Raw genomic sequence first — 17,589 nt, 5'->3', positions numbered from 1 at the left:
TTAAATTTGCTCAAACCACAGTCATTCGAGTCCAGAATTTGTAAAATCTCTGTAAGCCGCGCCATTAAAGGGCTTCCGGCTAACCCATCGTTTAACTTAAGAGTCTAGAAATGATTGCCACCCCACATACCGAGACCGGCGGCATTGTCGTCCACCCCCTGCAGCGTCAACCCCCCGAGGTTGTGGTTCAGATCGCGATCGTCGCGCGGCAGGTAGATGTCGAGGTGGGCGATTACTAAAATCTCCCCTTGCCCGGCCAGGCCGGCTTTGGCGGCGATAGTAGAACTGGCGGTAATGCGCCGCCAGTCCACTCGTTCGCCCGGCGCGCCATAGCGATAGCGGGTATTGAAAGCGTGCAGATCGCTCTGATAGCCCAGCGCGCGAAATTGTTGCTGCAGGTGCTCGGCGGCCTGCAGCTCCGTAGGACTGCCCGCCATGCGCCCGGGAAAATAGGTGGCGATAGCGCGGGTTTGCTCTTGGGCAAAGAGTTCGGGAGATGAGAGGAGAGGCGGCCTGAGCGGCCGGCGTCAGGCCAACGCTGACGAACAGCCATAACGCAATACGCAGGCAAGCGGGGTAACGCATAACGGAAAGTCCTTGTTTACCGGAACGGCCTTAATATTCGGCCGCGCAACTGTCGGCTACTATAGTATGGGGCAGCGACGGCGGCAAAACAATCCCGCTTCGCTGGAAAGTCAATAATATCGTTATTCTATAAAGGTAAATCAAATTCCAATTAAGAATTTCATATACCAGAAATGGTCGACGTATAGTCAATTATATTGCTGAACACGAACAGAAAGGTTGCTGTGGAATATTTACCGCTATTTGCCGATCTCAGGCGTCGTCCAGTACTGGTGGTTGGCGGTGGCGAGGTGGCCGCGCGCAAAATTCAGCTGTTAATGCGCGCCGGCGCGCAAATCAGAGTGGCGGCGCGGGGCGTTATGCCCGGCGCTTGAGGAAATCCGCCAGGCCGACGGTCTGTCCTGGCTAGGCGAATCGTTTGAACCGGCCATGCTGGACGACGTTTTCCTGGTGATCGCCGCCACCGATAATGCGGCGCTGAATGCCCGGGTCTCCCAGTGCGCCGAACAGCGGCATCTGCTGGCCAATGTGGTGGACGACCAGCCGTACTGCTCATTTATCTTTCCTTCGATTATCGATCGCGCGCCCATCATGGTAGCCATTTTTTCCGGCGGTACGGCGCCGGTGCTGGCGCGTATTCTGCGCGAGAAACTGGAATCGATGCTGCCACCTTTCTCGGTCCCATGGCGGCCCTGGCGGGCGCCTGGCGTGGCCGGGTAAAGCAGCAGATCCGCAGCATGGCCGCCCCTCGCCGGTTTTGGGAAAAACCCCTCAATGGGCGCTTCGCCAGTCTGGTGGCGCAGGGGCGGCTGGAGCAGGCAGGCCCTGAACGCCGGCCCAGAACACGGGGGCGAGGTAACGCTGGTCAACGCCGGCCTCGGCGACAGCGGGCTATTGACGCTGCGCGGGCTGCAGCTTATGCAGCAGGCGGATGTGGTGCTGTATGACTATCTGGCAAGCCAGGAAATCCTGGAACTGCTCCGTCGCGATGCCGACGGAGTCTGCGTGGGCAAGCGCGCCGGCGAACAATCGATGCCGCAGCCGGAGAACAAGCGCCTGCTGGTAATGCTGGCGCAGCAAAGCAAAAAGATGGTGCGGCTTAAAGGCGGCGATCCCTTTATTTTCGGCCGCGGCGGCGAAGAACTGCAAACCGTAGCGGCGGCGGGCATCCCGTTTCAGGTGGTGCCCGGTATTACCGCCGCCGGGGGCACCACCTATGCCGGCATTCCGCTGACCCACCGCGAACATGCGCAGAGCATTACCTTTATCACCGGGCATCTGCGTGACGGCGCCGATGCTCTGGATTGGCAGGCGCTGGCGCGCGGGCGTCAGACGCTGGCTATCTACATGGGGGGCGTCAAGGCGGCGGAAATCGGAAATCAGCAGCCAGCTGATTCGCCATGGCCGGGCGGCGCAAACGCCGGTGACGGTGATAAGCCGCGGTATTCGCAGCGACCAGAGCGTTCAGGCGGGGAACCTAGCGGCGCTGGATCAACTGGCGCAGGGGCCGCCGACCCCCGCATTATTGGTAATAGGCGAAGTGGTCGCCCTTCATCATGAAATCAATTGGTTTGGTCAGCAAAACCTGGCGGCGCAAAAGCGCGCGTCGGTGGTCAATCTAGCGTAAGGATGTCATTTATGGATCAACAACGTTTTACCCATCTACGGCAGCTGGAGGCTGAGAGTATCCATATCATCCGTGAGGTGACTGCCGAATTCAGCAATCCGGTGATGATGTACTCCATCGGCAAAGATTCATCCGTGATGCTGCATCTGGCGCGCAAGGCCTTTCATCCCGGCAAACTGCCGTTTCCGCTGCTGCATGTGGATACCGGCTGGAAATTCAGCGAAATGTATGCGTTCCGCGATCACACCGCCAAGGCCTACGGTTTCGAGCTGCTGGTGCATAAAAACCCGGAAGGGGTGGCGATGGGCATCAATCCCTTTGTCCACGGCAGCGCCAAGCACACCGATATCATGAAGACCGAGGGCCTGAAACAGGCGCTGAATCAATACGGCTTTGATGCCTCCTTTGGTCGGCGCCCCCGACGCGATGAGGAGAAATTCCGCGCCAAGGAGCGGATTTACTCTTTTCGCGACCGCTTTCACCGCTGGGATCCGAAAAACCAGCGCCCGGAGCTGTGGCACAACTACAACGGTCAGATCAACAAAAAGGAAAGCATTCGCGTTTTCCCGCTCTCCAACTGGACCGAGCTCGATGTCTGGCAATATATTTTTTTGGAAAACATACGAAATCGTACCGCTGTATCTGGCCAAGAAGCGCCCCGTGCTGGAACGCGATGGGATGCTGATGATGGTGGACGACGACCGTATCGACCTGCAGGCGGGTGAAGTTATCGAACAACATATGGTGCGCTTTCGCACGCTCGGTTGTTGGCTGCTGACCGGCGCGGTGGCCTCCGACGCGCAGACCTTGCCCGAGATCATCGAGGAGATGCTGGTATCCACCACCAACGAGTGTCAGGGCCGTGTTATCGATCGCGATCAGTCCGGGTCGATGGAAATAAAAAAGCGTCAGGGTTATTTTTAAGGAGCCATCGACATGAACAATGCCATAGCCCAACAGATCGCCGAGCAGGGGGGGGGTAGAAGCGTACCTGCACGCCCAGCAGCATAAAAGCCTGCTGCGTTTTTTGACCTGCGGCAGCGTCGATGACGGCAAAAGCACGCTGATTGGCCGCCTGCTGCACGACACCCGGCAAATCTACGAGGATCAACTGTCGCCGCTGCATACCGATAGCAAGCGCCTGGGTACTCAGGGCGACAAACTCGATTTGGCGCTGCTTGGTGGATGGCTTGCAGGCCGAGCGCGAGCAGGGCATCACGATTGATGTCACCTATCGCTATTTCTCCACCAAAAAGCGTAAATTTATTATTGCCGATACGCCGGGGCATGAACAGTACACCCGCAATATGGCGACCAGTGCCTCGACCTGCGATGTGGCCATACTGCTTATCGACGCGCGCAAAGACGTGCTGGATCAGACCCGGCGCCACAGCTTTATCAATACGCTGTTGGGCATCCGTCATCTGGTGGTGGCGGTGAACAAAATGGATCTGGTGGCGTTTGACGAGCAAGTCTTTCAGGGCATTCGCCAGAATTATCTGCGTTTCGCCGAGCAATTGCCGGTTAATCTGGACATTACCTTCGTCCCGCTGTCGGCGCTGGAGGGCGATAATGTGGCCGCGTCGGGGAGGGCCATGCCCTGGTATAACGGCCCGCCGCTGCTGGACGTATTGGAGTCGGTAGAGGTTATCAATCTTAACGAGCAGCAGCCGACGCGCTTTCCGGTGCAATACGTTAACCGCCCCAATCTGGATTTTCGCGCTTACGCCGGCACCGTGGCTGCGGGCGTACTGCGCGTCGGTCAGGCGGTGAAAGTGCTGCCGTCGGGCGTCACTTCCACCCTCAGCCGCATCGTGACTTTTGATGGCGATTTGACAGGGTCCTGGACCGGCGAAGCGGTGACCCTAATTTTAGTGGATGAGGTGGACATCAGCCGCGGCGATTTGCTGCTGGACGCCGGCGAGACGTTGACGGCGGTGCAAAATGCCCAGGTCGATGTGGTGTGGATGACCGAACAACCGCTGGTGGCGGGCCAGAGTTTTGATATCAAGATCGCCAGCAAGAAAACCCGCGCGTGGGTGGATAACATTCAGTATCAGGCAGTATCAGGTTGATATCAACACCCTGACTCAGCGTGTGGCCGACAGTCTGCCGCTTAACGGTATCGGTCTGGTAGAGCTGGCGTTCGACGAGCCGATGATTCTGGATAAGTATGCCGATAATCCGACCACCGGCGGCATGATTTTCATCGACAGGTTGAGTAATGTCACCGTCGGCGCCGGCATGGTGCGCCAGCCGCTACAGAACGTTTATCGCGAGCCGGGTGCCTACGGCGAATTTGAGCTGGCGCTCAACGCGCTGGTGCGCCGTCATTTTCCGCACTGGGGCGGGGCGCACGCGACCTGCTGGGAGGCAAATAATGACCGCCGACGCAGGGCGTCCTGTTGACGACAATGTGGTTTGGCATACGCATACGGTGACCCGTCGGGATCGCGAGGGGCTGCATAAGCACCAGGGGGCGGTATTGTGGTTTACCGGCCTGTCCGGCTCGGGCAAATCGACCCTCGCCGGCGCGCTGGAGCAGGCGCTGCATCAGCGGGGCGCGTCAGCACCTATTTACTGGACGGCGACAATGTCCGCCACGGTTTGTGCCGCGATCTGGGCTCTAGCGATGAGGATCGGCACGAGAATATTCGCCGCGTAGGCGAGGTGGCGCAGCTGATGGTTGACGCCGGTCTCGTCGTGTTAACCGCCTTCATTTCGCCCCACCGCGCCGAGCGGCAGCTGGTGCGCGATATGCTGCCCGCCGGCCGCTTTTATCGAAGTGTTTGTCGATACGCCGCTGGCCGTCTGTGAGGCGCGAGATCCCAAAGGGCTCTATCAAAAAGCCCCCGCCGGCGAGCTGCGTAATTTTACCGGTATTGACGCGGTTTACGAGGCGCCACAGCGGCCGGATCTGCATCTGGATGGCGAACAATTGGTAACAAATTTGACCGGTCGTTTATTAGATCTGCTGGATGAGCGCGTTATTATCAACTCCTGAATGCGCTGCCGGCGAGCGACTGAACGTCGCCGGCGATTACCAGCCGGAGACAGGGCTTAATGCCGAACGTTACCAAGATAAAACGCGCTATTCCTTTCAAATTCAGCCTCGCCCCTGACCGTACGCTTTGGCGGGATGGGCCGCGTTATGCCCTGTGGGGCGGTATCGCCGGGTTTGTCTTTTACTGGCTGGCTTTCGCCGTGCCGATTCTGCAATTGGGCACCAACGCCCTGTTTTTCCTGCTCTACACCTTGGCCGTTCTTTCTGGCGTTGTTGCCGGTGTGCGTGCTGATGGGCGTCATCTACAGCGTGCTGCTTGGCGGCAGAGTTTGCCTGTCGCTGCTGGCCACCGGCCTGTCGCTCTTCAGCCTGTTCTGGCTGGTGTTCATTTTTCTCTCTGGCTGGTAACGCCCAGTTCGCCTCCTCATGCGGTAACAAAGCGTAAAAAATTGGTAAAAAAGCCCTTGAGCCGCCGACTTTTTGGCGCAAACGCCGCGGTATTTGCCGGCTGGTGTAGAGTCTGCCCGCAAGTTATGCGATGATTATGCCGTCATTCAGGGGGCGGTATGGGAAAACTGACGCTGCTGTTATTAGTATTGCTTGGCTGGTTACAATATTCGCTATGGCTGGGTAAAAACGGTGTGCATGATTTGGTGCGCGTCGAGGGCGACGTTGCGGCGCAACAAAGCAACAATGCGCAGCTCAAAGCGCGCAACGATCAGCTGTTTGCGGAAATAGATGATTTGAACGGCGGCCAGGAAGCCATCAAGGAACGCTCACGCAACGAGCTTGGCATGATAAAGCCGGGCGAGACCTTCTATCGTCTGGTGCCGGAGCAGGCAAAACAGCAGCCGGCAGCGCCCGCGACACAAGACAATCCATAATGATCGCATTAGCAGGGCAGCCCCCTGACGTTATCGCCGTACTACCGGCGGCCGGTACCGGCAGTCGCATGCAGACCGCCCTGCCTAAACAATATCTCACCATCGGCAACAAAACGTTGCTCGAACACGGTATTGACGCGCTGCTGCGTCATCCTGGCGTCCGCGAGGCTGTGGTGGCGACAAGCGCGGAAGACCTCTGGTTCCACCAGTTGCCGGTCGCGGACGACCCACGGGTGCGTGTTGTCACCGGCGGGGCGGTGCGCGCCGACTCGGTTATGGCCGCCCTGCGCCGCACCCGCGCGGCATCCTGGGTGCTGGTGCACGATGCCGCGCGCCCTTGCCTGCATCAAGACGATCTTCGCCGCCTGCTGGAGATAACCGCGCATACCGAGGTGGGCGGGCTCCTGGCGACGCCGGTGCGCGACACCATGAAACGCGCCCACACTGGCTCGGACATTATTGCTGCCACCGTCGAGCGCGAGAATTTATGGCATGCATTGACGCCGCAGCTGTTTGCGCGCGATCTACTGATAACCTGCCTTGAGAGGGCGCTGGTGGAAGGTGCGACCGTCACCGATGAGGCCTCGGCTTTGGAGTATTGCGGTTATGCGCCGCTGTTGGTACTGGGGCGCGCGGACAACATCAAAGTGACCCGCCCGGAAGATTTGGCGCTGGCCCGCTTCTTTTTTTCTCAATTGGCTACTACGGAAAGCGTGTAAATGCGTATCGGACACGGTTTCGACGTGCACAAGTTTAGCGGTGAAGGCCCGCTTATCATTGGCGGCGTGCGTATCCCTTACCCGCAGGGCCTGCTGGCGCATTCCGATGGCGACGTTGCGCTGCACGCCGCCACCGACGCCCTGCTGGGCGCCGCCGCGCTGGGCGATATCGGCAAATTGTTTCCGGATACCGATCCGGCCTTCAAAGGGGCCAACAGCCGCGCGTTATTGCGCGAAGCCTGGCGACGGATTACGTCTAAAGGCTACCGTCTGGGCAATTTGGATATTACCCTTATTGCCCAGGCACCGAAGATGGCGCCGCATATTCCGCGGATGCGCGTGAATATCGCGGAAGATCTCGGCTGCCACATGGATGATGTCAACGTCAAGGCGACCACCACCGAACAGTTAGGCTTTACCGGTCGCGGCGAGGGCATTGCCTGCGAGGCGTTAGCGTTGCTGGTCAGGACCTCATGACCGACGACCTGGATTATCATCAGCTGCACTGGTTGCAGGGCAAACCAACCGCGACCGGTTTGATGAAAGCCGAGGCGGCAGATTTTCAAGTGCGTGAAGCGCTCGGGTTCGAGCCGGACGGCGAAGGTAAACATGTGCTGGTAAGGCTGCGTAAAACCGGCTGCGATACGCCCTATGTTGCCGAGGCGCTGGCGGCCTTCGCCGGTATTTCCGCCCGCTCGGTGAGCTACGCCGGGCTGAAAGATTGCCACGCCGTTACCGAACAGTGGTTTTGCCTGCGCCTGCACGGTAAAAGCGATCCCAACTTCGCGGCATTCCAGCTTGCAGGCTGTGAGACTCTCGCCACCGCCCGGCATCGGCGCAAACTGCGCATTGGTACCCTTAAGGGCAACGCCTTCACCCTGACGCTGCGTGAGATAAGCGTCTAGGCGGAGGTCGACGCGCGGTTGAACCGCCTTGCCCGGGAAGGCGTACCTAATTATTTCGGTCATCAGCGATTTGGTCATCAGGGTAATAATCTGACGCAGGCGCAGCGCGGGGCCGAGGATAATCGGCGCATTAAAGATTGCAGCAAGCGCAGCTTTCCGCCGCCCGCAGCGCTTTGTTTAATAGCGTGGTCAGCCAGCGCCTGGCGCAATTTGGGCCAACGCGCATGCTGAAGGCGACGCCCTGCAATTAACCGGCCGTGGCAGCTAGTTTGTCGCCACGACGGCGGTGCTGACCGACCGGCTGGCGGCGGGGGAGCTTTCTCTAACGGCGCCATTGCCAGGGGAGGGGGCGTTGGGTTCCCTTGCTGCTGCGGCCGGAGGCGTTAAGCTGGCATTGGCAAGACCACGCGACGCTGACGCTTTCCTTCAGCCTGCCTGTAGGCAGTTATGCTACGGCGGTAGTGCGTGAATTGCTGAATGCCCCCGCCGATATCGACCACTGACCCGCCAGCGTCCACACGAAACCTTTCAGCTGCGGCGTGACTGCCGCGGTCAGCCCGCCGCCGCTCGACGGCGAAAATTGCCTCATCCGCTCAATTGCCGGCTTCACGACGGTAACGTTTCATGCCATTATTGCTTTATATTTCCGCCCTGATCGCGCGCCGGTTTGCCTGACCGGCGGCGGGGCGGACTGGTTTTTTGCCTTTCACCGCAGGGCGGTGTGGTGCGGGAGAATCTCTAATAAACCCAAAAAAGACTATGCGCATACTTTTAAGCAACGATGATGGCATTCATGCGCCCGGCATTCAGCAGCTGGCGGAAGCGTTACGCACGCGTGCTTCCGTACAGATCGTGGCGCCAGTCCGCGACCGCAGCGGCGCGTCCAATTCGCTGACACTGGACGCGCCGCTGCGCACGCAAACCCAGCCCAACGGTGATATTGCCATCCTCTCCGGTACCCCCACCGACTGCGTCTATCTCGGCGTCAATGCCCTGATGCGCCCCGGACCGGATATTATGGTATCCGGCATCAACGCCGGTCCGAATTTGGGCGACGACGGTATCTACTCCGGCACCGTCGCCGCCGCGATGGAAAAACGCCATCTGGGCTATCCGGCGCTGGCGGTGTCGCTGAACGGCACCCACCATTTCGCCACCGCCACCGCCACCGCCACCGCCACCGCCACCGCCACCGCCACCGCCGTCACTTGCGGCCTGTTGCGCACGGGCAAAATCCTTAACGTTAATGTCCCCGACCTGCCGCTGTCCCCCCTCAAGGGGTACAAAGTCACCCGCTGCGGCAGCCGGCACCCCGCCAGCGAGGTTATCCGGCAAACCGATCCGCGCGGCCGGGAAATGCTGTGGATCGGGCCGCCGGCCGGCTCCTTCGATGAGGGACCTGACACCGATTTTGACGCCGTCAACCGCGGTTATGTCTCCCTGACGCCGCTGCAGGTGGATCTGACCGCCAGCGCCGCACTGCCCGTACTGAGCGACTGGCTCGGTAATACGGAGGGGCTTGGCCCATGGTAGACGGACGCACGCAGACGTTGCTGGCACGGCTGCGCCAGCAGGGCATCCGCGATGAACGCCTGCTGCAGGCAATAAAGGCGGTGCCGCGCGAACAATTTATCGACGAGGCTTTCGAGCACAAGGCCTATGATAATACCGCGTTGCCCATCGGACTCGGGCAGACCATTTCCCAACCGTACATCGTGGCGCGAATGACCGAACTGCTGGCATTGCGGCCGGAATCGCGGGTGTTGGAGATCGGCACCGGCTCCGGCTATCAGACCGCCATTCTGGCGCATCTGGTGAAGCACGTCTGCTCGGTAGAGCGGATCAAAAAGCTGCAATGGCAGGCCAAGCGCCGGCTAAAACTTCTCGATCTGCATAATATTTCCACCCGCCACGGCGACGGTTGGCAGGGCTGGCCGTCCCGCGGGCCGTTTGACGCCATTATCGTCACGGCGGCGCCGCCGGAAATCCCCCAGGCGTTGATGGCGCAGCTTGATAAGGGCGGCGTGATGGTGTTGCCAGTCGGTGAGGAACAGCAGCATTTGACGCGGGTACGGCGTAAGGGCGGCGAGTTTGTCGTCGATACCGTTGAAGCGGTCCGATTCGTTCCGCTGGTAAAAGGCGAACTGGCCTAATCTCCCGGCGCTTAAATTTCTATACAAGTGTTTAATGGCGCAGGCGACCGGTTGTTGCTAGCATTAACGGCAGTATAATTATTAACTCAGAAATAGCTGAAAATGCTCCTGTTAGTGGGACAATAAGCCAAAAAAGGATGTATAACACATAATGTCTGGCCTATTTGGAATGATGACTGGCGTTGCTGCCATAAGGGAGAATTGAGCATGGGAAGCCCGAAGAGCGCGTGGCGCCGCGTTGCGGTTTGTGCCATGGCCAGTATCTGGCTGGCGGGGTGCGCCAACAATGAATCCAGCGCACCGATAAGCAGCGTGGGCGGCGGCAATGCCACCACCGTTGAGCACGCCCCCCAGCCCGGTCAGCCGCGCGCTGTGGTGAGCGGTGGCGAGCAGGGCCAGCTGAATGTCTCTCCGCAAGGAAATATTGTTTACAACAGGAGTTATGACAATATTCAAAAAGGTTCCTATTCCGGCGCGACATATCAGGTGAAACGCGGCGATACGCTATTCTATATCGCCTGGATTACGGGAAATGACTACCGGGGTCTGGCGCAAAAAAACAACATTTCGGAACCTTACAGCCTGAACGTAGGTCAGACTTTGCAGGTAGGTAGCAGAACGGTACCTATTACCGGCAATGCGCCAGCGGGAACCGTTCTGGCGTCCAACGCCAACCAGAGCAATACCGGCGTTGTGGTCACCCCGGTTCCTACCTCGAATACACAATTGACAGAATCAGGAGTTGTTTCTAATAAAAACAATGGTTATCCTGAAAGTTCAAGTAAACAGAGTGTAGGGAGAATGTTGCCGTCGTCGAATGACAAAATGTTACCTGCCACCGGCACCGTTGTTACTACAACTGCGCCGGTCGCAGCACCCAGCACGGCACCAGCCGCCACGGCGTCTGGCAGCACGGCAGTCACCGGTTGGCGTTGGCCGACGGATGGGAAGATTATTGACAACTTTTCCGCCGCGGAAGGCGGTAACAAAGGGGTTGATATCTCCGGTTCCCGAGGACAGCCAATTTTGGCGACCGCCAGCGGCAGAGTGGTTTATGCCGGGAATGCCTTGCGGGGTTACGGTAATCTTATCATCATCAAACACAATGATGATTACTTGAGCGCCTACGCCCACAACGATACGATGCTGGTTCGAGAACAACAAGAAGTCAGGGCGGGGCAGAAAATCGCTACCATGGGTAGCACCGGAACCAGCACAACCAGATTGCATTTTGAAATTCGTTATAAGGGGAAATCCGTAAACCCGCTGCGTTATCTTCCGCAGCGATAAATTGGCGGAATGTCTCGACGTTCTGTCCTGGAATTACGGGTAGGAGGCACTATGAGCCAAAATACGCTGAAAGTTAACGAATTACACGAAGAGGCCGAATTCGACGAAAATGGGGCTGAAATATTTGACGAGAAGGCGCTAGTCGATGAGCCTGCTGATAATGATTTAGCTGAAGAAGAGGTCTACTTTGCACGGCGCGCTCTTCGGGGTGACATTGCCTCACGACGCCGGATGATTGAGAGCAACTTGCGGCTGGTGGTGGAAATTGCCCGCCGTTACAGTAACCGTGGACTCGCGTTACTGGATTTAATCGAGGAAGGTAACCTCGGTCTAATTCGCGCGGTAGAAAAATTTGACCCGGAAAGAGGGTTCCGTTTCTCTACTTATGCCACCTGGTGGATTCGCCAGACGATTGAACGGGCCATCATGAACCAAACCCGTACTATTCGCCTGCCGATCCATGTCGTTAAAGAACTGAACGTCTATCTTCCTTCGCACCGCGCGTGAACTGTCGCATAAACTGGACCATGAGCCGAGTGTGGAAGAAATCGCCGAGCAGCTGGACAAGCCCGCAGAAGACGTCAGCCGTATGCTGCGCTTGAACGAGCGTATCACGTCGGTGGATACGCCGCTGGGCGGTGATTCCGAGAAGGCATTCTGTCCGGTGAAAAAGGCAGCGGTCCGGAAGACACCACCCAGGACGATGGCATGAAGCAGAGCATCGTCAAATGGCTGTTCGAGCTGAACGCCAAACAGCGTGAAGCGCTGGCCAGACGTTTCGGGTTGCTGGCTTATGAAGCAGCGACGTTTGAAGATGTGGGCCGTGAAATCGGCCTGACCCGCGAACGCGGGGGTCAGATTCAGGTGGAAGGTTTGCGTCGTCTGCGGGAGATCCTGCAGGGCCTGAGCATTGAGGCGCTGTTCCGTGAATCACCTTACTCTTGGCGCCGGTCAAGAGTCATGTCAGGCCCGTCGGCGTTAATCGCGCCGGCGACGCCACCCAAAACGCGGTGAGGGCAACCTCACCGTTTTTTTTTGTGCCTGCCGCTTTACCGGGACTTATAGCATTTTCTTCAGCCGGTACAGCCACTCCAGCGCCTGGCGCGGCGACAGGCTGTCAGGATCCAGGTTTCCCAGCGCCTCGACCGCCGGCACCACGGGCTGCTCCTCCGGTTGTAGCAGCGACAGCTGGGAGCCGTCCACGCTGCCTGCCGCCGCGCTGGTAGACAGCGTTTCCATCTCTCTGAGCTTCTGGCGCGCGCGTTTAATAACCTCACGCGGCACCCCTGCCAGCGCCGCCACCGACAGGCCGTAACTCTTGCTGGCGGCGCCCTCCTGTATGCTGTGCATAAAAGCGATGGTGTCGCCGTGCTCCACCGTGTCCAGGTGCACGTTAACCACGCCCTCCATTTTTTCCGGCAGGGTAGTCAGCTCAAAGTAATGCGTAGCGAACAAGGTCATGGCCTTGATGTGGCCTGCCAGGCTCTCCGCGCATGCCCAGGCCAGCGATAGCCCATCATAGGTCGACGTGCCGCGGCCGATTTCATCCATTAGCACCAGGCTCTGGCGCGTGGCATTGTGCAAGATATTGGCGGTTTCGGTCATCTCCACCATGAACGTGGAGCGGCCGGAGGCCAGATCATCGGCGGCGCCGACGCGGGTAAAAATGCGATCTATCGGACCGATAGTGGCTTCATCAGCCGGTACGAAACTGCCGATATACGCCAGCAGCACAATTAAGGCGGTTTGGCGCATATAAGTGCTTTTACCGCCCATGTTTGGACCGGTGATGATTAACATGCGCCGCGCGACGGACAATGTTAGCGGATTGGCGATAAAAGGTTCGCTTAACACGTGTTCTACGATGGGATGGCGGCCGCCGCTAATGTGGATCCCCGGACGGGCGTCGATCGTCGGGCACACATAGCGCAGCGCTTCCGCGCGCTCGGCCAGATTGCTTAATACATCCAGCTCCGCCAGCGCGGCGGCGCTCTGCTGTAGCGCCGCCAAATGGGGCAATAGCAGGTCGAAAAGCTCATCGTACAGCGCTTTTTCCAGCGCCAGCGCCTTGCTTTTCGAGGTCAGCACTTTATCTTCGTATTCTTTCAGTTCGGGAATAATGTAGCGTTCAGCGTTTTTCAGCGTTTGACGCCGCACATAGTGGATTGGCGCCAGATGGCTTTGGCCGCGGCTAAGCTGAATAAAATAGCCGTGTACGGCGTTAAACCCCACTTTGAGCGTCTCCAGCCCGGTTTTCTCCCGTTCGCGCCGTTCCAGACGATCGAGATAATCGGTCGCCCCCGCCGCCAGATCGCGCCACTCATCCAGCTCGGCATGGTAACCTGGGGCGATGACGCCGCCGTCGCGCACCAGCACCGGCGGCGCCTCGATAATGGCCCGCGCTAGCAAATCGCGCAGCGTCTCGAATTCTCCGACCCTATCCAGCAACTGCGGCAAATACGGCTCCGATTGGCGGCAGAGCAGCGCCTGAATGGCCGGCAACTGCGTAAAGGCATGACGCATGCGCGCCAGATCGCGCGGGCGCGCTGAACGCAGCGCCAGCCGCGCCAGCACCCGCTCCAAGTCGCCTACTTGACGTAGCAGCGGTTGCAATTCCGCCACGTGGTCCTGTAGCGCTCGGATACTCTGCTGACGGTGGGTGAGGGTGGTGATGTCCCGGGTGGGCATGTGCAGCCAACGTTTCAGCATGCGGCTGCCCATGGGCGTCACCGTGCGATCTAAAACGCCCGCCAGCGTATTTTCGCCGCAGCCGCTGAGATTTTGCGTCAACTCCAGATTCCGCCGCGTCGCGGCATCCATCACGATACTGTCTTGTTGCTGCTCCAGCGTGACGGCGCGAATGTGCGGCAGCGATGTGCGCTGAGTGTCTTTGGCGTATTGCAGCAGACAGCCGGCAGCGCGCAGGGCCAGCTGCGCCCGCGCAATGCCAAAACCGGTTAAATCGCGGGTGCCGAATTGCAAGGTGAGCTGCTGACGGGCGGTGTCGAGCTCGAACTCCCACAGCGGCCGGCGCCGCAGGCCGCGACGGTGCTCGATAAGCGTCATATCCTGCAGCGTTTCCGGGTAAAGCAGCTCGGCCGGATTAGTACGCTGTAATTCTGCGGCCATCGCTTCGCGGTCTGCGGGCTCGGAAACCAGGAAGCGCCCTGAAGTGATATCCAGCGTGGCGTAACCAAAACCCTGCGGCGACTGCCAGAGGGCGGCCAACAGGTTATCCTGGCGTTCATTGAGTAACGTTTCATCGCTTAGAGTGCCCGGGGTAACGATGCGGACCACGCGGCGCTCCACCGGCCCTTTCGTCGTGGCGGGATCGCCAATCTGTTCACAGATGGCGACCGACTTCCCCAGCGCCACCAGCTTGGCCAGATAATTCTCCACCGCGTGATAGGGCACCCCGGCCATGGGGATCGGCTCGCCGGCGGAAGCGCCCCGTTTGGTGAGGGAGATGTCCATCAGCTGCGACGCACGTTTGGCGTCATCGTAGAAAAGCTCGTAAAAATCTCCCATCCGGTAGAACAACAGGATATCCGGATGCTGCGCCTTCAGCTTCAGGTACTGCTGCATCATGGGGGTGTGTGAATCCAGATTTTTGGTGTCAATCATCGACATGTTTAAAATAATCCATTGAATTTTAAATTTAATGTGATTTTGTTGTTGTCATTGAGTATCACGATGTCTGTTAACACAGCCCTGCTCCCTTCTGCTCGACGCCTTCACGTAGGGTGGGGGAGGACCGTCCCTTTTGCTACCGCTATACTAGCCCAGCGACTGTTCCGCTGTCACAGGGTAAAATGCGCGCCTTCAGGCAAATTTCGTACGTTGGCTGAGAGGTAAGGGCAGCAGTGAGGGCAAAATAATCAGGAAGCGCGGCCGCCAAGGGAAGGTGAGGAAAACAAAGCCCCCTGAACACCGCAGGCGGGGAACGGAGAGTAAAACGCCCCGATACAGACGTGCTTTTTCCGGCCAGAAGAGAAGTCCCGGACGCGGTCTTGTGCAGGGGAACGCCGGCGGGCTGATGATGGCGCAACGCATGCATTCGCCCGACAGGCGGAGCGCTTAAGGGCGCATCAGCGGTTCAATACCGACCCATTTTTTTGTCAGTTGATAGCAAAGCTTAAGGGGCGGTAGGGCGATTTTCTGCCCCGCTACCGCCAATTCTCCTAAGTAAATCGTCCATTTTTCATTTGCACCTTTATTCCATGTTTTGAATACCACATAGACCGAACAATAATCGTCATTGTTGGAAATTTGCGGAACCAGGCGGTGCACTTCATCGCTGTTAATATCATAGGGTGAGGGTCGCGCATACTTCATCGTGTTACCGGGGAAGTCATAGGGGAATGCGTCCGTGCCGAGGAAGATTTCAGGTCTGGCATACTGACGCGAACCGTCGCCCATGTCGATATAGGTCTGACGGCTATCATAGAGAATGGGAACAGCAGGCTCACCCTTTTGTCGGGCACGAGAAGGGCGCAGGCGACCTTTATTATAGGCAATCACTTGCACGTAAAACTCAGGACGTACTTCCGGACCCTGTACTTTTGGCAGGGTAAAGCTCCCCCGCTTCTCGGTCATGACTAAGCCCGGAATACTATAATCATAAAGATAGGTTTCAAGAATGAGCGTTTTTTTTCGTTGGGCGTCGTTACGTCAAATTGATATTCGCTTTGGCACAGATCATTATTGCCGGGGCGCTCATGCGGCCAAGGCGCGCAGCCGCTTAACATTACCATCATGAGCGTAGCGATCTTTCTCCATTTACTGTATTGCGAAAACCACATAGAAGACTTCCTGGTTCGTTTTTTTCCCTGTGATTTAAGTGTAATAATTCGAAATCATGTTTTTAAGTCAAGGGGCTATTCGACGTTATTGTTTCTATCGGGATGCGTCATCACGCATCGGGTAAAGTACGCTTTTATGCGGGCAAATGCGCGCATGCGCAAAAAAAATTCTGCGAAGTGATAGGAAATAAGTATGGCAAATCAAGGTAACATAATGCCTAAAAGGCGCTGCAAATGAAAACGGTGAGGGGCTGCCGGGCGCGCGGGTGCATCATGGGAAATCGTGCAGGATCGTTGCGTGGGGACAGGTAAAATCACCCTGGAGGACTGCCTGGCATGAACTGCTGGCGTTAGCGGTAGGGTGATGGAGTAAGCCTATCCCTTGCGGCATAAGCAGGGCGCCGCTGCGGCGTGCTCCAGCCCGTTCCACGCCGCTACAGAGTGGCGTTACGTTGCTCGCGAGAAAACCGTCGTGGTTTACTGGCGGCCCAGGCGTGTAAAGGTTTGCTGTAACTTTGGCAGCTTGTGCGCCCCTTGATGCATGTCGAGCACGCAACCCTGGCTGTCTATTAGCACTGAGGTGGGCGTGCCGATCACCTGATAGCGCTCTTGGGTAATATTGAGGCTATCGCGCAGCACCCGGTAGGTGATGGCGTGTTTGGCCAGAAGCTCCTCAAGCGGCAACGACTCGGGATCGGTATTCACCGCCACCACCGTCACTTTATCGCCTCATTGTTTGCTCAGGGCTTCCAGCGTGTCCATCTCGGCAAGGCAGCCCGCCACAGCCGGCCGACCAAAAGTTGAGATAGACGCCTTTGCCCCGCCAGCGTTCGAGGCTGGCCTCTTTACCCTGCAAATCAAACACCGCCTGCGCCGGCACGATTTTACCTTGCACCAGTTTTTCCTTTTTGCAGCCGCCAAGCAGCACCAACACCAGCACCACCATTACATTACGCCATTGCATGTTGGTTTTTCTCCTCGCCGAGATATTTTCCGTATTGCAACCGTAGGATGCGGTCGGCAACGTGCCCCAACGCCGGGTTATGCGTGACGAGTACGATGCTCTGCCCTTGCCGGTGCAGGTCTTGCAGCACATCCAGCACGCGCTGCACGTTTTCTTCATCCAGGTTGCCGGTCGGCTCATCGGCGAAAATTATCCGCGGCTTTTGCATCAGCGCGGGCAATGGCGACGCGTTGGGATTGGCCGCCGGACAGTTCGTTCACGCGGTGTCCACTAAGCGGTGCGAGCTTCACCTGCTCCAGGCAGTGCATGGCATAATCCCGATGTTCGCGGGTGGCGATACTGTGGAACCACATGCGCGGCGTGCGCGACCAGGTCATTCCGCCGTGCAGTACATTGGTCAGTACCGACGAGCGATTGACCAGATTGTGTTTTTGAAACATAAACCCCACCCGCGCCCGTGCTCTGGCCAGGTCGCGATAGGCCAGACCGATAATGTTTTTACCGGCCAAATGCACGTCGCCGGTGTCGGGCTCTATCAGGCGCACACAGTAGCGCAATAGTGTGTTTTTCCCGGCACCGTTGCCGTCAATAATGGCAACGCGTTGTCCATAAGGGATGTCAAAAAAGACGTCCGACCAAACGGGGGGCATTCCCGT

12 protein-coding genes and 8 pseudogenes are annotated in these 17,589 nt (G+C 58.0%); 14 read left to right on the top strand and 6 right to left on the bottom strand.

The window, feature by feature from the left end; genetic code table 11:
* Positions 1-104: 104 nt before the first annotated feature.
* Complete coding sequence (locus ACTBDU_RS05775; protein WP_438805834.1) at positions 105-437, bottom strand: hypothetical protein; 333 nt, start codon at positions 435-437, stop codon at positions 105-107.
* A gap of 372 nt (positions 438-809) precedes the next feature.
* Between ACTBDU_RS05775 and cysG the strand changes: the two are divergent.
* The 14 genes and pseudogenes from cysG to rpoS all read left to right on the top strand — a co-directional run bounded on the left by cysG (position 810) and on the right by rpoS (position 12,181).
* Positions 810-2,212 (top strand): annotated as a pseudogene (cysG, locus tag ACTBDU_RS05770) (siroheme synthase CysG).
* An 11-nt stretch (positions 2,213-2,223) separates the two neighbouring features.
* Positions 2,224-3,136: pseudogene (gene cysD / locus ACTBDU_RS05765) on the top strand (sulfate adenylyltransferase subunit CysD).
* Positions 3,137-3,148: 12 nt separating this feature from the next.
* A pseudogene (gene cysN / locus ACTBDU_RS05760) lies at positions 3,149-4,593 on the top strand (sulfate adenylyltransferase subunit CysN).
* Positions 4,593-5,216, top strand: a pseudogene (gene cysC / locus ACTBDU_RS05755) (adenylyl-sulfate kinase). The pseudogenes cysN and cysC overlap by 1 nt, the downstream one beginning before the upstream one ends.
* A 59-nt stretch (positions 5,217-5,275) precedes the next feature.
* Positions 5,276-5,624 (top strand): annotated as a pseudogene (locus tag ACTBDU_RS05750) (DUF3561 family protein).
* Between the two features lie 158 nt (positions 5,625-5,782).
* Complete coding sequence (gene ftsB / locus ACTBDU_RS05745; protein WP_438805833.1) at positions 5,783-6,100, top strand: cell division protein FtsB; 318 nt, start codon at positions 5,783-5,785, stop codon at positions 6,098-6,100.
* Positions 6,100-6,819 carry a 2-C-methyl-D-erythritol 4-phosphate cytidylyltransferase gene (gene ispD / locus ACTBDU_RS05740; protein WP_438805832.1) on the top strand — a complete coding sequence of 240 codons (720 nt, stop codon included), beginning with the start codon at positions 6,100-6,102 and terminating at the stop codon, positions 6,817-6,819. The genes ftsB and ispD overlap by 1 nt, the downstream gene beginning before the upstream one ends.
* Entirely contained in the window at positions 6,820-7,296 is a 477-nt protein-coding gene (gene ispF / locus ACTBDU_RS05735) for a 2-C-methyl-D-erythritol 2,4-cyclodiphosphate synthase (protein WP_438805831.1), read from the top strand.
* Positions 7,293-8,227: pseudogene (truD, locus tag ACTBDU_RS05730) on the top strand (tRNA pseudouridine(13) synthase TruD). The gene ispF and the pseudogene truD overlap by 4 nt, the downstream one beginning before the upstream one ends.
* Positions 8,228-8,263: 36 nt before the next feature.
* Positions 8,264-8,509: a hypothetical protein gene (locus ACTBDU_RS05725; RefSeq protein ID WP_438805830.1), complete on the top strand. Its 246-nt coding sequence runs from the start codon at positions 8,264-8,266 to the stop codon at positions 8,507-8,509.
* Positions 8,484-9,257 carry a 5'/3'-nucleotidase SurE gene (gene surE / locus ACTBDU_RS05720; protein ID WP_438805829.1) on the top strand — a complete coding sequence of 258 codons (774 nt, stop codon included), beginning with the start codon at positions 8,484-8,486 and terminating at the stop codon, positions 9,255-9,257. Before ACTBDU_RS05725 ends, surE begins: the two co-directional genes overlap by 26 nt.
* Entirely contained in the window at positions 9,251-9,877 is a 627-nt protein-coding gene (locus ACTBDU_RS05715; protein ID WP_438805828.1) for a protein-L-isoaspartate(D-aspartate) O-methyltransferase, read from the top strand. Before surE ends, ACTBDU_RS05715 begins: the two co-directional genes overlap by 7 nt.
* Positions 9,878-10,084: 207 nt before the next feature.
* Positions 10,085-11,167, top strand: coding sequence for a murein hydrolase activator NlpD (gene nlpD / locus ACTBDU_RS05710; RefSeq protein WP_438805827.1), 1,083 nt, complete (start codon positions 10,085-10,087; stop codon positions 11,165-11,167).
* Positions 11,168-11,218: 51 nt separating this feature from the next.
* Positions 11,219-12,181: pseudogene (rpoS, locus tag ACTBDU_RS05705) on the top strand (RNA polymerase sigma factor RpoS).
* Positions 12,182-12,226: 45 nt separating this feature from the next.
* On the opposite strand, the gene mutS reads toward rpoS, so the two are convergent.
* From mutS to ACTBDU_RS05680, 5 genes and pseudogenes are all read right to left on the bottom strand, one after another.
* A complete protein-coding gene (gene mutS, locus ACTBDU_RS05700; protein ID WP_438805837.1) occupies positions 12,227-14,791 on the bottom strand; it encodes a DNA mismatch repair protein MutS in 2,565 nt (854 codons plus the stop codon).
* Positions 14,792-15,244: 453 nt separating this feature from the next.
* Positions 15,245-15,763: a hypothetical protein gene (locus tag ACTBDU_RS05695; RefSeq protein WP_438805826.1), complete on the bottom strand. Its 519-nt coding sequence runs from the start codon at positions 15,761-15,763 to the stop codon at positions 15,245-15,247.
* A 683-nt stretch (positions 15,764-16,446) separates the two neighbouring features.
* A pseudogene (locus tag ACTBDU_RS05690) lies at positions 16,447-16,933 on the bottom strand (TlpA family protein disulfide reductase).
* Positions 16,920-17,141, bottom strand: a complete 222-nt coding sequence (locus tag ACTBDU_RS05685) for a hypothetical protein (RefSeq protein ID WP_438805825.1) — start codon at positions 17,139-17,141, stop codon at positions 16,920-16,922. Before ACTBDU_RS05685 ends, ACTBDU_RS05690 begins: the two are co-directional and overlap by 14 nt.
* Positions 17,110-17,583, bottom strand: a complete 474-nt coding sequence (locus tag ACTBDU_RS05680; RefSeq protein WP_438805824.1) for an ATP-binding cassette domain-containing protein — start codon at positions 17,581-17,583, stop codon at positions 17,110-17,112. Before ACTBDU_RS05680 ends, ACTBDU_RS05685 begins: the two co-directional genes overlap by 32 nt.
* Between the last annotated feature and the right edge of the window lie 6 nt (positions 17,584-17,589).

It is taken from the genome of Sodalis sp. (in: enterobacteria) (assembly GCF_051710625.1).
GTDB lineage: Bacteria > Pseudomonadota > Gammaproteobacteria > Enterobacterales > Enterobacteriaceae > JBPESN01.
Note: the sequence above shows the minus strand (reverse complement) of the source record. Positions and strands in the feature narration are given on the sequence as shown.